This window comes from Methylocystis sp. SB2, assembly GCF_049817085.1.
In the GTDB taxonomy this organism is placed as follows: domain Bacteria; phylum Pseudomonadota; class Alphaproteobacteria; order Rhizobiales; family Beijerinckiaceae; genus Methylocystis; species Methylocystis rosea.
The window spans coordinates 201012-216111 of sequence record NZ_CP187401.1; the positions used below are offsets into that span (position 1 = coordinate 201012).

Here is a 15100-nt window from a genome sequence, read left to right on the forward strand (position 1 = left end):
TGGAGTCGGCTAGACCTTACGGCATTCGTCGGCGCATTTCTGGCACGCTTTGCCGCAGGCCACGCATTCGGCGATCTTCGGAAACTTGTCGCATTGCTTCTTGCAGTCCTCGCAAATCATGGCCACCGTTTTCGCCAGCGGACCGACATGCGAGGAGTTGAGCGCCGCCAGCGATGCGAGCGCATTGCATGCAGCGACAAGCTGCAGCGAGGCGTCCGCACATTCGGCCATGCTCGTATCTTTCATCGCAAACATGCCAAGACAATGCCGAAGGCAGTCGTTGCCGGTGGAGACGCATTCGATGCTCGCGGTTTCCAGGTTTTTGTAGAGCGGCGGATGCATATCCTCCATTTTGGCCGCGCTGTCCTGTTGGCCGGTCGCCTGAGCAAACGCTTGGGTGGCAGCTGCGACGGCGGCGGCGGTTCCGACTGCGATGAATTCGCGACGTTCCATGGTGTTTCTCCAGGTGGGCTTCACTACACGCGCCGAGAGGGCCCGTTCGCGGGCTCCATCGGCATGGCTGCGCTCGTGTCATCATTTCGAGACACGCGGCGCAACGCTGGCTCCAGGCTAGTGCGCGTCAATGTTTTCGTTACCGGCGAAAGATGACGCTGAGATTATGGGCGGGCATGTCCACGATTTGAGGCTCTCCAAATCCTTTCGCGCGCGCGCAGGCCGCGACATCTTCGACATCGCGGATGCCCCACGCGGCGTTGCGAGCGCGAAGGCTCGCATCGAACTCAGCGTTGCTTGGCGCTGTATGCGCGCCGCCGCGCTTGTATGGACCGTATAGATAGAGCGGCGCTTCCTTGCGCAAAGCCCTGCTCCCGCCCTCGAACAACGCCTCGGTCGCGCTCCAGGGCGAAATGTGGGTCATGTTGATGCAGATGATGGCGTCCGCCGCATTGATCGGCCAAGGAAAATCCTCGACGTTCAGCGCGAGCGGCGCATTCACATTGGCGAGTCGCGTGGAGGCGATCCAGGCCGAAATGCTCTCTCGCGCTTCAGCGCTCGGGTCGGACGGACAGAATGTCAGTCCGGGCAGATGCTGCGCGAAAAATGTGACATGTTCTCCCGCGCCGCTCGCAATCTCGAGCGCCACCCCTTTCGACGGCAAGACGTTGCGCAGGACGTCGAGGATCGGGCCGCGATTGCGCGCGGTCGATGGCGCGAAGAGGCGCTTGTCATTCATCTGTTTCTCTCATGGCAAGACCCTTGTCTGTTTCCCGGCATGAAATTTGATGCGCTCATCTACGAAAGGCGGGCTCCTGACCTTCCTTCAAGAAGCGCGCCTGCGCGACGGCGTGCAAAAACGCGTCTCTTGCTGTGTTGAACTGCCGATGGGGTCTTGAAAATGTCTCAGCTTTTCGAGCTTGTCGCCTCAAAGCATCGAACGTTTGTCGTATTGGCGACGCTCCGCCTTCCCGGCCACCCCCTGCGGCGCTTTACCAAAGAAGAGGCGGCGATCCTTTCGCGCGCCCTCGACTCCGTGGCGAAGGGCGACCGCGGCGAACAGCAAATTTATATGAGCCCGATCGCCAGTGATCATGACTTCGACGCGAGGGTCGAGCAGAGCGGCATCCTCGTCTCCTCCGAAGGTCAAGCGGACGTTGAACTGGACTGGAGCGAAACGCGCGCCATGGCCGAACAGTTGAGATCATTCGCCTCAATGTGACAGGCGGCCTTACGCTCGAGCGGCGCGCTCGGGTTCACAAGCGGCGCCGCGGTCATTTTGCGACCAGCTCAAATCGAGCGCACACGGGCGCGTGGAGCGAGCCCTCGACAGGCTCTTCCGCGTAGACTTCGTCCTGCAGCCCGTCGTTCAGGATCGTGGTCTCGCGCCAATTGGCGGCCAATGTCCGTGAGGCAAGGAGGTGGTCGATCAATGTTGGGCGTCCCGCATGCACCACGGTGAAGCGCCGCGACGGCGCGACGCGCTCTTCCAAGGCGACGAGGGCCCGGTCGCCTTCCGCCGCTTCGTCTCCGCCGCCGCGCAAGAGTCTGGTCGGCGCGTCATGCGCGTCGGCGTTGAAGTCGCCGACAATGGCGATCTGCGCCTGCGGGTCCGCGTCAAAAAGAGTCTCGGCGAACAGCCGGGCCTCCAGCGCCTGGCCTTCGCGCTTGAGCGCCGCCACGAACTGGCCCTCGATCTGTGCGCGGCTCGACCCGAAACCGCGCGCCGTCGCGATAGGAATCGCGCGCGGCGCGCGTAGATGCAGATTCACGACGTGGAGCGCGCATCCGTTGGGAAGCTCGACGGCAGCGTAGAGCAGGGGCCTGTCCCAAGCGATCTCCACCGGCTCCGGCTGGGAGCCGTCGGCGTCCCGCGGCGGCGGCCAGACCCATCGCGCCACGATGTCGTGGTGGATCTGCCGTTGCGCGCGCATCGGCCATCGTGAAAGGATCGCCAGATTATGCACGTCGGCGGGGGCGTCGCCGCCCGGCCTAACGGTCGTCGCCCGATGAAAATTCGCGTATCTGGTCGTCGCAAGCAAGCGGTCGAGCGCGATATATTGCCGCGCGTCATGCTTGTGACGCCTCTGCGCATGAATTTCCTGCAGGCACAATATATCGGCGTCGAGCGTCTCCAGCAGGGGGCGTAGCGCGCCGGTTCGGCGCGCAAACGCCTCCGGTTTGGTCCCCGACCAATCGAGATTTTCCAGATTGAAGGTCGCGAGTCGGAACGCTTGCATCATCAATCATCGCCCGAAGAGTCTGCGTCCGCCAGCAGATTGCGCCTCGACGACGTCGACATTTAGCGTCAATATCGGCGCTATTTCCAATTCAGGAGCGCGATGTGTCCCTATTTGACGGGATTCCTTTCTTTGTTGGCCTTGACCCAACGCGCGGCGAACAGCTGGCGCGCCACTGCGTGCGCAGGCGCTACGCCGAGCATGAGCTGGTCCTCGATTTCGACGATCCTTCGACTGACGTGTATTTCATCGTCAGCGGCGACGTTCGCGTGCTGATACGAACCGCCGCCGGCAAGGAAATGATCTTCGGGGACTTCGGGCCGGGCAAATTCTTCGGCGAGATGGCGGCGGTCGACGGGGCCAAGCGCTCCGCCAATGTGACGGCGCTTACCAACGCGGAACTTTTGCTCGTGCCGCCAGTGGTCTTCAAGGAGATCCTGTTCGGCGAGCCGGAGATTTGCGAGCGGCTGTTGCGTCTGCTGACGGCGCGAGTGCGGGAACTGAATACGCGCCTGTTCGAGCGCTCGGTGCTCGACCTCAAGCATCGGCTCTATTCCGAATTGTTGCGCATGTCGGCGCCGCGCAAGGGGTCGACGGGACAGTCGATCGTATCGCCGCCGCCGTTTCAGCATGATCTCGCCGCCCGTATCGGTTGTCGGCGCGAACAGGTCAGCCGCGAGCTCTCGGCGATGATCGACGAAGGCCTCGCCGAAAAAATCCGCGGCGGTCTCGTGCTGTTGCGCCCGTCGGTCCTGGAGAAGCGGGTTCAAGAGGCGCTCAACGAAGCCGAATGATCGGTGTGCGTTCTCACACAAACAGATGAGGAACAGGGCGCTACCGTCGCTATGCTGCCGACAAGAGGCAAAAGACCCGTGGCAGAGCAAGCGACTGGGAGAACCCGAAATGATTCCCGAATTGACGCCGATTGAGCGTTGCGCCGAAATAGCGGGCCTGCGCAGCCATGAACTCATCCTGGGCGTGAGCCCTAGCGACAAGCATCATCGCATGCTGGCGCGATACCGCCGGGCCGTCTCGATCGACGCCGCACGTGGGCGAGTCGTCGCCGACATCCGCAACGCGGTGGAAATCGGCGCGTCGCGCCGCGCCGCCGACTTGCTGATCGTGCTGCGCTGGCTCCTCGCGCCGGGCGCGTCTTGCGAGGATTCACGCGCCATCGCGCGTCCGCGCCGCCGCGTGGTCTCGGCGCGCTGGCGTAGGGGCGTCATTCTTTCGTCGGTCGCGGAGCGGTCGTCGACGGAAAGCGGCGAAGTTGTCTCTCTCTTCGATGGCGGGCTCCGGCGTTAGCCGCGCGTCGCGCCTGTGCTTTCAAGGCAACACCCGAGAATTTGTTGTATCCGCCATTTGCGCAAGGAGGATGGGCACAAAAGGACTTAAGCCGTTGCTGCATAGGATTAATTCGCAGCAGACACATTGCGCCGTCGTGTCATTCGCATCGGCGCATCGTCCGAGGCTGCCTTGCTACTCCAGGCGACATGAGTCAGCTTCCGGTTCAGCTGACGGTCCGGGCTTCGATCGCCGTTTTCCGATTTTTTACGGGGGCTTGCCATTTATGTTCGCATATAGAGCGGCGCCGAGGCTTTTGGGCGCACTGTTTGCCGCATTCGCACTTTTCAGTCCGGCTCTGGCGCAGGAGGATCCGCGCGCCGAACAGGAGCGCCTCGCAGCCTATATTCAGCATAATCCGACCGACTATGACGCGACGTATCGCTACGTCCTGCTGTCGACGGAGCTACGCGACTATGAAGCGGGAATCGGCGCGCTTGAACGCATGCTGATGTTCAACCCGAACTTGTCGCGCGCCCGAAAGGAGCTCGGTTTCCTTTATGCGCGGCTCGGCGCCTATGAAATCTCGGCGCAGCATTTGCGCAACGCGCTCGCCGAAGGCGGCCTCGATCCGGTTCAGGTGGCTCAGGTCGAAGCGCAGCTGCCCGATATCGAGAAGCGCACGCAAGCCAACCGGCTTTATCTGCGGATGCACGTCGGCCTGCGGGCGCAATCGAACGCCAATTTCTTCCCGACCAATAATCTTTTCCAGGTCGGCGGCGTCGGCGTCGCGTCGGCCGCCTCGCGCAAGGGCGACATCAACAGCTTTCAGCTGGTGCAGGCCGCGCATGATCTGGATTTTCAGAATGCGCGGGGCGACCAGCTCGAGACGCGCGTGACGGGCTACGCCACCGAGCAATTTCGCCTGCCGCAATATAGCGTCGCGCTATTCGCAGGCTCCGTAGGACCACGCATCCATATCGCGCCCGATCTTTATCCGGGCCTCTCCATCAAACCGTACGTGACCGGCGCGGTGGCGCTGCTCGGCGGCAGCAATTATCTGAACGCCGGCGGCGCGGGCATGAGTTTCGGCGCGGAACTCAATCGTGACCTGTGGTTCGAGCCGGGCGCCGAATGGCGGGCGATCTGGGTTGATCCCTCGCCGGGGTTCCTCGGCTATACCGGTTTTTCGCCCTATTCGACAGTATCGACGTTGGCGACTGGCGACGTCGTCACCGGCTACTTGAGCAGCTCCTACAGACTGACAAACGACCTGAGGCTTGAAGGTCGCGTCGCCTATACGCGGGCGTGGGCGGGCAATCCGCAGCAATCTTCCGATCAGGTGGACGTTCAGGCGATGCTGCGGCTCGAGGTCGACCCGCCATTTCCAGTTATTCCGCGCAGATGGACCTTCGCGCCTTATGGCCGCTTTACGCATCTTGCCTTCGACGCCGCCAATCCGGTGATCAATCCCTTCGTCGCGCGTCGAGACACCGTCTGGATCGGCGGCCTGATGGTGGACTTGCCGATCACGCCGTATTTCGGTTTCGCTGGCAACGTCGAGTATGCGCGCAACGATTCAAATCTGCCGAATTTCAAGACTGACAACGTGTCTGTCAGTTTCGGGCCAACGGCAAAGTTCTGACGGAGACGATAAATGAAAAAGTTCTCCGCGGCCGCCACAACCGCTCTCGCGCTCGTCGCGGGCCCCGCGCTCGCAGATAACGTCGGGAACGTCGGCGCGGTCAATCAGAGCGCACATGGCACGCCGCCGGGCGCCGCGAAGCGCTCGCTATCGGTTGGCCTTGGCGTGCAGCGGCGCGAACGCATCGAGACGAGTCCGTACGGCAGCGCCCAGATCGTCTTTAACGACACATCGACGATGACCGTCGGGCGCAACAGCGCCGTCACCGTTGACGATTTTGTCTATTCACAAGGCGGCGGCGGTCAGCAGGGCGTGTCGATGGCGAAGGGCGTCATGCGCTTCGTCGGCGGCGGCGTCAGCCACGAAGGCGGCACAAAGCTGCGCACGCCGACGGCGTCCATCGGCGTGCGCGGTGGGACGGCGCTGGTTCGGGTTGGCGGCTCCTGCGGCACGCTCGTCGTGCATCAATATGGTTTCATCGACGTCGGCGGCCAAGCGCTCACGCGCCCCGGCTATGGCGTCTGCGCGCCGAGCGGCGGGCCGGTGTCGGAGCCTTTCCTCGTGCCGCCTGAGACGATCGCGCAAATCGTCGCGGCATTGGAGAGCGGTAAAGGACAGCGTGGCGGCGCCAAGCGCGAGCCGACGAACGAAGAGGCGAATCTTGCCCTCGGCAATGATCGTCCGCCGGACGTCGTCAGTCCGCCGGGCCTTGACGCGCTGGGTCCGGTTTGGTTCGGCAATGCGATCGTGCAGAGCCGCGCCAATGTCGACAATCAGCCTGCTCCGCTGCCGACGCCAGCGCGCCAAGGTGGAAACGACGGCCACCACGACGATCATGATCACGGCGGCCATGGCGGCCATGATCACGGTGGTCATGAAGGCGGCGAAGGCGGTCATGGCGGTCATGGCGGACACGGCGGTCACGGCGGTCATGGCGGTCATGGCGAGGGCGGCCACGGCGGACATGGCGAAGGTGGTCACGGCGGCGAGGGCGGTCACGGCGGTGGTTATGGAGGCGGCCACGGTGAGGGCGGCGAGGGCGGCCAGTACGGCGGTGGCGAGGGCGGTCACGGCGGCGAAGGCGGCGGTGGAGGCCTCTTCGGGGGCGGCGGCTCGGGCCATGGGAGCGGCGGCGGTTACGGCGGCCAAGGGAGTCACGGAAGCAGTGGTCATGGGAGCGGCGGTCACGGAGGCGGGCCTGTTGCGATTGACGGTCCGGGCGACTAGTTCTGCGGCGTCGCCAGCCTCGCCAATCCCCCCGGCGGCGGCGTGACCGTCATGCGAGGTGGAGATGTTGAAGCGGCGTCGCGCCTACCTTCTCGCGATCGTCGCCGCTGCGGTTCTCATTTTTCCCTGGGGAGTTATTCAACCCCGGGCGCTCGACGACCTTCGCAACTTTGTCTTCGACACGTTCCAGCGTCTGGCTCCTCGCGCCTATGATCCCGAGGCGCCGACGCGGGTCGTGGGCGTCGACGAGAAAAGTCTCAGCGCCTATGGGCAATGGCCTTGGCCGCGCGCCCGCCTCGCCGAACTTCTTGACCGCCTGCGCGAACTTGGCGCGGCGTCCATCGCCTTCGACTTCATCTTCGCGGAGGCGGATCGCGCGGGAGCGTCCCAGCTCATCGAGGCGATTCCTGACCCACGCGCCCGCGCCGAGGTGGCCAAGCTCGTCGCAAAAGCGCCGAGCGGCGATCAAATCTTGGCTCAGGCTCTCTCGAAGGCGCCCGCCACGCTTGGAGTGACGCTAACCGACGCCGTTTCGGCGCCGCTGCCCGCGAAGTCGGGGCTGGTCACCACCGGCGACGATCCCGCACCCTTTCTCGCCGCGTTCGCCGGCGCGGTCGGCCCGGCACCAAAGCTTGCGGAAGCGGCGCGAGGGCTCGGCGCGACAAACTGGCTGCCCGATCACGACCAGATCGTTCGTCGGGTGCCGCTGGTGACGCGCGCCGGCGACGTTCTCATGCCCTCCCTGGCGCTCGAAGCGCTGCGCGTCGCCCAGGGTGAGCCGGCCATCATCATTCGGTCTTCAAACGCCAGCGGACAAACGGCCTTCGGCAAGCAGACGGGCGTCAACGCGATCAAGGTCGGCGCCTTCGAAATTTCGACCGGCCCCAACGCAGAGGTTCGGCCACGCTATTCGCATACCGACGCTGTGCGGGACATCTCAGTCAAGGACGTGCTCGAGGGCCGCGTCGCGCACGACGAAATCGAGGGGCGCATCATCTTCGTCGGCGCGTTGGCGACGGGTCTCGGCGACGTCCGCGCGACGCCGCTGGAGCCGGTCGTTCCTGGCGTCGACGTGCATGCGCAAATCGTCGAATCGATCGCATCGGGCTCGCTGCTCGCGCGCCCGGACTGGGCGCCCGGACTGGAGTTCGTCGTCGCCGCCTTCGCGTTTTTGCTGATCATGAGCCTGCTCTTTGTCGCGCCGCCACTCGTCTCGGCGGCGGCGGCGCCGCTCGCCGTCGCGGGGCTATTCGCCGGCGCCTTTTATCTGTTCGATCGCCGCGGCCTGCTGCTCGATCCCTCTTATCCGAGTCTCGCGATCATTGGCGGCTATCTCTTCGGCGCAGTGACGCTCTGGCGGTCCGAAACGTCCGCGCGTCGCCATGTCCGTCAGGCCTTCGGCAAGTTCGTCTCGCCCGCCGTCGTCGATCGCCTCGCCGAACATCCGGAGCGGCTGGTGCTCGGCGGCGAGACGCGCGAATTGACCGTACTGTTCTCAGATCTACGCAATTTCTCAGGGATTTCAGAAGGCATGAACGCGCGCGAACTCACGCAGTTCATGAATGAATATTTGACTCCCATGACCGACGCGATCCTCGAAAAGGAAGGCACGATCGACAAATATATGGGCGATGCGGTGCTCGCCTTCTGGAACGCGCCGCTCGATATCGACGACCATCCGCGCAAGGCCGTTCAGGCCGCCCTGACGATGCGCGAGGCTCTTGCCAGCCTCAACAAAAGGCGCGCCGCGGCCGCTGCGTCGTCGGGCACTGATGCGCAGCCCGCGGCGATGGGGCTTGGCCTCAATCTCGGCCCTTGCAGCGTCGGCAACATGGGGTCCATCCGTCGCTTCGACTATTCGATTCTCGGCGACACGGTGAATCTCGCGTCGCGGCTCGAAGGGGCGAGCAAGGCGTTTCAGACGGACATTGTGGCCTCTGGCGCGGTCCACGACGCCGCGCCAGACTTCGCCTGGCTTGACCTTGGGCGTGTCCGCGTCGTCGGAAAGAGCGAACCGACGAGGGTTTTCGCGCTCGTCGGCGACCGCGAGACGGCGGTCTCGGACTCGTATGTGCGCTGGCGCAAGTCGCACGACCTCATGCGACAGGAATATGAGTCGGGCCGATTCGAGGCCGCCGCCGAGGGCGCCTCGGCGTTGGCGCGATCGGTTCCCGAGCCCTGGCCCGCGCTCTATGTCGTCTTGGAGCAGCGGTATCGCGGTCTCGCCAGGGAGGGGTCGCAGGATAACTGGTCTTCGGTATGGAATCTTTCGAGCAAGTGACGTTTGCGTCCGAGCGCGACTGCTGTCCTGCCGTGAAGCCGCATGTATTATGGGTTTCTCTTATGATCGCTACTCGCGCATGATCTCAAATCCGGTACGGAATTATTGGGCCCTGATCGCCGGGCGTCACGACACGAGTGCTTTTTCGGTCATCGACGCCGCCTATCGCGAGCCGCAACGCAGGTATCATGATTGGAACCATATCGTCGATTTGCTGACGAAGCTCGACTGCTTGAAAGCGCTTGCCGTCCGGCCCGATCTGATCGCCGCCGCAATCTTCTGGCATGACGCTGTCTATGTGACATGCGACGACGACGGTCTGCTTCGTCCCGACGCCGAAAATGTTCGCGCGAGCGCAACGCTCTTCGAACGTCATTCGAAATTCGACGAAACGGATGCGCAGGCCATCCATGATCTGATCATGGCGACAGCGAACCACCTCAATGCGCGCGCGACGGTTGAGCATTACCCTGGCTTTTCGCGCGATCTGGACCTCTTCCTCGACCTCGATCTTTCCTCGCTTGGCGCGTCCTGGCCTGAGTTCGAGCAAAATCTGGCGCGGCTTCGTTTCGAATACGCCTGGGTGCCCGAGCCGCTCTTTTGCCTAGGGCGGCTCCAGATGATCGACACATTCGCCGCGCATGGAGACGCGCTTTACCGCCTCGACGAGACGCGCAAGCTCTGGTGCGCGCGGGCGCATCAAAATCTGGCGCGTGCGCAGGCGGAATTGCGCCGGCAGGTGGCGCGGCTCGCCTCGTCGGCCTAGAGCGCTTCCCGATCACATGGAATCATGTGATCGATTAGGAATCGCTCAAAATCAAAAATATTGGAGCAGGTTCTCTTCGAAAAAGTCTGTCAACTTTTTTGGAACCTGCTCCAGTTACAAAGCCAGCGCCGAGCGCACCTTCGCCGAATAGCCGTAGATGTCGTCGTAAAGCTTCAGTGCGCCGTCGTCGTTGACCACGGCCGTGAAATATTCGATGTGCACCGGAATGGGCTTCGCCAGATTGATGCGGTGCTCCTTCTTGCCGATCAGAGCCTTCAGGCGCTTTTCGTCATAGCCAGGACGCCCGATGATTTCTTCCGCGAGCTTGAACGGATTCTGGACACGGACGCATCCGTGACTGTATGCGCGCTTGGCGCGGGCGAAGAGTTTCTTCTGCGGCGTGTCGTGCATGTAGATCAGGAGATCGTTCGGGAAGACGAATTTCAGCCGGCCAAGCGCGTTCTTCTCGCCGGGCTCCTGCTGAACGAATGGCTTTCCATTGCGGTAGGTCACTTTGTATCCGCGCGCTCGGAGTTTGGAGAGCTTGCCGCCGGTTTTGGGCTCCAGCTCCTTCTCGATGATCGACTCCGGAACGGTCCAGGTCGGATTGATGATGATATATGGCATCACGTCGGAAAACACCGGCGTCGCCGACGTCTTCTTCCCGACGACAGCGCGTTCGCGCTGCACGAGTTCATTGTCGCGCGTGAAGGCCACCTCGTACTGCGGAATATTGATTTCGAGGCGCGTCGCGCCCATGTCGCGCGGTTCCCAACGCCACCGCTCCATATTGGCGATGATCTCCGCCTCGACGCGCTTCGCCTTGGCTTCGGGCAGCGACGCAAAATTCGTGATGGGCCGCGCATCCGACCCGTGAGCCGCAGTGGCCTCGCGGCGCGGATGCCCGCGCGCGGCGCGCAGTTCTGCGAGCTTCTCGCGTAAGGCGGCATAGGCCGGGTGCGGCGGATTGAAGGCGGCAAGCCGCGCGCCGGCCCCGTCTCCAGCCTCGGCGATCGCGTCGAGCGCTTGCGCCGGCTTCACCACCGATGGCCGCTCCTCAATGTCAGGAGAAATCGTTGCAGGATTGACCCGGGCGCCGCTCGCTTGCGCCGCATAATCGGCCACGGCCTCCGATAGCGCCAGTTCGCCCTCGGCGCTCCAGGACGACTCTTGCGCAGGAGTCTTTACGCGCAGGCCGTCGCGGCCGGCGTCGCGCAGGGTGTCCAGCGCACTTTTCGCCGTTTTGGCGAAGCCGTCCGCATCGCGCCAGATCGGCGCATAATCGCGGCTCTTGTAGTAAGCGGCGATTTCCGAACGCTGGACGCTTCGGCTGTCGTCGGGCTCCTCATTCGACCAGTCGCGCAGCGCCCGCGCGAGGCTTTCGCGCGCATCGGTCGCTTGCCGCTCATCGGCCCTCTGCTTGTCATCGACGACGCCTTGCGGCGCGTCGGCTTCCTGCTGCTTTTCGAGCCCTTGGTCGAGCTCTCGGCGCTCATCGCTCTGCTGCTGCTCATCGGCTTCCCGCGGCGCGTTGGTCGTCGGCCGGTTGAAGTTCTCACGCTCCAGCGCCGGCCTCGCCCTGCGCTCTGTGGCCGCTGGCGAGTCGGGCGCATCGTTTTGCGCGTTCGACATTTGCGCCATGGCCGGGGCGGCGAGCAGTGCGCCTGCGATGACGAAAGGAGCAGCCTGCGGGAGGAGCGAAACGCGAAACATGACTCAAACTCCTGTGAGCCTCTTACAAGGCCTTGCGGCAAACGAACCGGATCGTTTGTCCGCGCACGCCATAGCCTTCGTCGGTCTCGACGGTGACGCCATGGCAATTCTGCGTAGGATCCGACTGTGCGACGGCGGTCGACTCCTGCCAGTCGATGGGGAGGATGAAGGGCTTTACCGACGAGGCGTCGGCGGCGGCGTGCGCAGGCTGCCAGTCCGGCGCCTTGACGAGGAGCGCCTTGGCGGCGGCGAAGCTGACATTGGCGGCGAGGATTGCGAAGGCGATCTTCATGGCCAGCGCGATGCGAACCGGTCGCGAAGCGAAGCTGGTGTTAGTCGTGCGGTTCGTCGTGTTGTTCATAGAACGGTTCATGGCGAGTTCCCCGTGGTCCGTCCGCTCGATCAGCGGATGAACGGACCCTAGAACGTCGCATGGGGAGTCGCGGTGCGCTGGCGCACAGGGCGCCAGATACAAGAACTCCCGGCCTTGTGGGCCGGGAGCCAAACTGCGTCAGACGTCGAAGCCGCCGTCGCCGCCGCTGTCGAAGCCGCCGCCGTCATCGAAGCCGGGGTCCGCGCCATAATCTGCGTCCTCCACCCCACCCGCGTGGTCGCCGGAGTCATAACCGGCGTCGGTGGCGCCCGAGCCCGATTCATCGCCGCCGTAATAGTTGTTGATCACCGTATCGCCGCCGGTTGGCGTAAAGCCGGAGCCGATGCCGAGATTCCCCATCCCGCCATAGCCGCCGCCATGCGAGAACAGGCTGCGGATGCCGTCGGCGAGCAACACGCCGCCCGCGACGCCCGCGGCGGTGCCGAGCGCGCCCTTCAGAAATCCGCCGGTTTCAGGCGCAGGCGCCTGCTGCTGTCCCCAGCCCTGCGGCGCGTAGCCGCCGGCCACGGGATTCATGCCGCCCTGAGGGGCTCCCCAAGGTCCGCTCGGACGAGCCTGCTGAGGGGGACGCGGCGACTCCGGACGGGGACCTCCGAAGAGGCCGCCAAGGAAACCGCCGGCGGGCTTCGACTCAAGCTCCTGCACACGCGCCTCGAGCTCCTCAATGCGCGCATTGGCGCCTTGCAGCGCCTGATCCTGCACGATCACGGTCTGCGCCAGGAGATAGGGCGCCGCCGGCTGAGCCTTGATCTGTTCGCTGATGAAAGCCTCCGCCGCCTGGTCGCGCGGCGTCGAGGCGGCGCTCTTGGTGCGCTCGAACAGTCCAGCGATGAGTTGGCGTTCTTCCGGTGACATAGGGTTCTCCATCGTTGCCGCCCTCGAAGGCGCGGCGCAGGAAGATATGGCCCCGGCGCAAAACGCCGCCAAGCCCCAAGCGCGAACGCGGCCGATTAAACTTTCGAAATCTGGCGGCGAGTGGGCGCCCCGAACTCTCCCGCCGATGTTTCGCGCGGGTTTAACTCACGGACAAAGTGATTGATCCAACCTGACTTCCGTCGCCCTCCCACTATGCGTGCGGCCAGTGGCGTTCGCGGAACCAGTTGCGATAGTCCGTCATCTTCGCGCGTTGGGCGGCCGGCGCGCGCCGCGTGCATGTCGCCGCCTCGGCGCTCCCGTCCGAAGCGCCCCACCGCAGCTCGACGCAGTCGTTGGGATTGTAGCCCATCTCAAGGTCCGCCGCGCGGTCCATCACGTCTTTGAGCGAGAGCGTCCAGGCGGAGCCGTCGCTGCGCGTGTAGGAAAATGTGCGGGCCGCGAGTTCGCTCGCCAGCGCGCTTTGCAGTTGGGCCTGAACGCCCGCCAGACCTCTGCCAAACGGCATGGCGTAGCGATCGCTGCGTCGGGCGACTCGATCTGGAAACCCGCGCACAACATCGATCGCGATCAGCAGGCGGAGATCGCGCGCCGGCGTCGAGAAGTCTTCCCACGCGCCGGAGGTTGCGAAAATCGCCGGGCCGTCCGGCATCGACGCCTCGCCGCGCCCACCACTCTGAAATTTGCGACCGTTTTCGACCGCAACCGCGCGCGTCTTCACCTGCTCTTCAAGCGCGGTGATGGCCGCCATCATCGCGCGCGTCGGATCAAGCGGCTCCGGCGACATCACTTCGTCCATGCGATCGTAGAAATCCTCGGCGCTGAGTTGTGATTGCTCCAGAGAGAAATCGCCGTAATCCGGGTTCTTGGCGATCTCGGCGTTGGTGAGCGCCCGCAACCCGCCGTTCTCCCGCATGATCGGCCGGAAGCGCTTGAAGCCGGGGCTGCCGAGGGAAGCTCCGTTCGCGAAGAGGAAATTGCCGCGCCAGAACCGTTTGCGCGTGACGGTGCCATCCGGCTCGGCGTCGACGGCGAGAAACACGCCCGCGGCGTCCGCCGTCTGCGGAATGCGTTGCACCAGCATCATGACGTGCCCGTAGGGATCAGCGTAGGCGGTTCCGGGACGCAGCGTCTCCTGCGTCAGCGGGATCGTGTAAAAATCGGATTTGTCGCTGTTTGCCGGCGCGCGCACCGAACCGGAATGAACGACGTCGCCCACGGCCCGTAAATATCCGGCGACGCCGGCCGGCCGTTTAGGCGCGGGCGGTTTCGCAGGGGCGAGCGGCGCAGTCGTCGGCGCCGCGGCCTGCTGGACCTGCTGAGGCTGTGCAAATAGCTGCTGTAAAAAGTTCGTGGGAGGAGCCGCTATGCGGGTAGGGGCCGGCGGCGCGGCGGCCGACGCCACGGCTTGTTCGGGCGGCGGCGCGGGTCGGGTCAGTTGGGGATGCAGTATATCGAATCGTTCATTGCATCGCGGCGGCGCGCCGCCGGCCCCGCGCGAGCAATTCGAATAGGCGAAAGGCAGCCCCATCTTGTAGGCGAAATAGGCGCGCAAGAAGTAGACGAAATCGGCGCAGTCGGGTTTCAGCGATTGAGTGAAGCTGTCTTCGCCCATGCCGAGGTGATTGAACAGGACATTGCGCGAGGGATTGCGCAGCACCTCGTGCCATGTCTTCCACGACTGCTCCGCTTCGAGCGGCGCATCAAAAAGTTTGGCGATCCACGCTGAATACAAATTCTCCGTCGCGCGGTTCCATGAAGTTTGCAGCTGCCAGACACTGCCTTCGGCCGCGTGCGCGGCGGACGATTTGCGCGCGCTCACGGCGATGTCCTTGGTGATCGTGCCGCAAGTGGATGAAGACGTGTCGAGCGTCGCACGCCACGCGCCGGCGCCAGGCGACGCAACTTCGGCGAACCAGACATACGGAGGTCCGCCACGCTGTCCGCGCGATCTGGCCGCGACCCTTCCATCAGGCCCAATCAGCGAAAGCTCGCCGTCGAGCGGCTTTTCCGCAGCGATGAGGATGCGCAGGGGCGCGCCTGCCCAAGGCGACGCCGGCGACGTTACAACCGCGACCTCAGCCGATTCCTCGCAGGGCGAATCTTGAGCCTGAGCGTTTGAGAAGGGAAAAAGAAAGGCAAAAAAGGCGCTTGCGACAGGCAAGGATGCAGCGAATCGGCGCGCTGAAAACATTTGTGACCCTCTTTTGGACCGCCCTCGATG

The 15100-nt window shown here is 64.0% G+C and carries 14 protein-coding genes; 7 read left to right on the top strand and 7 right to left on the bottom strand.

Features of this window, described 5'->3' with window-relative positions; genetic code table 11:
• Positions 1 to 9: 9 nt before the first annotated feature.
• Together ACPS74_RS01030 and ACPS74_RS01035 are read right to left on the bottom strand one after the other, a co-directional pair.
• The gene (locus tag ACPS74_RS01030; protein WP_029651346.1) at positions 10 to 453 is read right to left on the bottom strand and encodes a four-helix bundle copper-binding protein; all 444 of its coding nucleotides are present in this window, start codon (positions 451 to 453) and stop codon (positions 10 to 12) included.
• Between the two features lie 139 nt (positions 454 to 592).
• A complete protein-coding gene (locus ACPS74_RS01035) occupies positions 593 to 1192 on the bottom strand; it encodes a DUF938 domain-containing protein (protein ID WP_029651345.1) in 600 nt (199 codons plus the stop codon).
• 162 nt (positions 1193 to 1354) lie between these two features.
• Between ACPS74_RS01035 and ACPS74_RS01040 the strand changes: the two genes are divergently transcribed.
• Entirely contained in the window at positions 1355 to 1675 is a 321-nt protein-coding gene (locus tag ACPS74_RS01040) for a hypothetical protein (RefSeq protein WP_029651344.1), read from the top strand.
• Positions 1676 to 1727: 52 nt separating this feature from the next.
• On the opposite strand, the gene ACPS74_RS01045 is transcribed toward ACPS74_RS01040, so the two are convergent.
• A complete protein-coding gene (locus ACPS74_RS01045; protein WP_029651343.1) occupies positions 1728 to 2696 on the bottom strand; it encodes an endonuclease/exonuclease/phosphatase family protein in 969 nt (322 codons plus the stop codon).
• Between the two features lie 101 nt (positions 2697 to 2797).
• On the opposite strand from ACPS74_RS01045, the gene ACPS74_RS01050 reads away from it, so the two are divergent.
• From ACPS74_RS01050 to ACPS74_RS01075, 6 genes are all read left to right on the top strand, one after another.
• Positions 2798 to 3487 (top strand): Crp/Fnr family transcriptional regulator, encoded by a 690-nt coding sequence (locus ACPS74_RS01050; protein WP_029651342.1) that lies wholly within the window; start codon positions 2798 to 2800, stop codon positions 3485 to 3487.
• A gap of 109 nt (positions 3488 to 3596) precedes the next feature.
• Complete coding sequence (locus ACPS74_RS01055) at positions 3597 to 3998, top strand: hypothetical protein (protein ID WP_029651341.1); 402 nt, start codon at positions 3597 to 3599, stop codon at positions 3996 to 3998.
• A gap of 295 nt (positions 3999 to 4293) precedes the next feature.
• Positions 4294 to 5622 (top strand): tetratricopeptide repeat protein, encoded by a 1329-nt coding sequence (locus ACPS74_RS01060; protein ID WP_239754522.1) that lies wholly within the window; start codon positions 4294 to 4296, stop codon positions 5620 to 5622.
• A 12-nt stretch (positions 5623 to 5634) separates the two neighbouring features.
• The gene (locus ACPS74_RS01065; protein WP_029651339.1) at positions 5635 to 6849 is read left to right on the top strand and encodes a FecR family protein; all 1215 of its coding nucleotides are present in this window, start codon (positions 5635 to 5637) and stop codon (positions 6847 to 6849) included.
• Positions 6850 to 6913: 64 nt separating this feature from the next.
• On the top strand, positions 6914 to 9130 hold the full coding sequence (locus ACPS74_RS01070; RefSeq protein WP_029651338.1) for a CHASE2 domain-containing protein: 2217 nt from the start codon (positions 6914 to 6916) through the stop codon (positions 9128 to 9130).
• A gap of 49 nt (positions 9131 to 9179) precedes the next feature.
• Entirely contained in the window at positions 9180 to 9896 is a 717-nt protein-coding gene (locus tag ACPS74_RS01075) for an HD domain-containing protein (protein ID WP_029651337.1), read from the top strand.
• Between the two features lie 114 nt (positions 9897 to 10010).
• Here ACPS74_RS01075 and ACPS74_RS01080 read toward each other — a convergent pair whose 3' ends face one another.
• The 4 genes from ACPS74_RS01080 to ACPS74_RS01095 all read right to left on the bottom strand — a co-directional run bounded on the left by ACPS74_RS01080 (position 10011) and on the right by ACPS74_RS01095 (position 15070).
• Positions 10011 to 11609, bottom strand: a complete 1599-nt coding sequence (locus ACPS74_RS01080) for a L,D-transpeptidase family protein (protein ID WP_029651336.1) — start codon at positions 11607 to 11609, stop codon at positions 10011 to 10013.
• 22 nt (positions 11610 to 11631) lie between these two features.
• Positions 11632 to 11982, bottom strand: coding sequence for a hypothetical protein (locus tag ACPS74_RS01085; RefSeq protein WP_029651335.1), 351 nt, complete (start codon positions 11980 to 11982; stop codon positions 11632 to 11634).
• Between the two features lie 138 nt (positions 11983 to 12120).
• A complete protein-coding gene (locus ACPS74_RS01090; protein WP_029651334.1) occupies positions 12121 to 12858 on the bottom strand; it encodes a DUF2076 domain-containing protein in 738 nt (245 codons plus the stop codon).
• A 211-nt stretch (positions 12859 to 13069) separates the two neighbouring features.
• Positions 13070 to 15070, bottom strand: a complete 2001-nt coding sequence (locus tag ACPS74_RS01095; protein ID WP_029651333.1) for a hypothetical protein — start codon at positions 15068 to 15070, stop codon at positions 13070 to 13072.
• Positions 15071 to 15100: the final 30 nt, after the last annotated feature.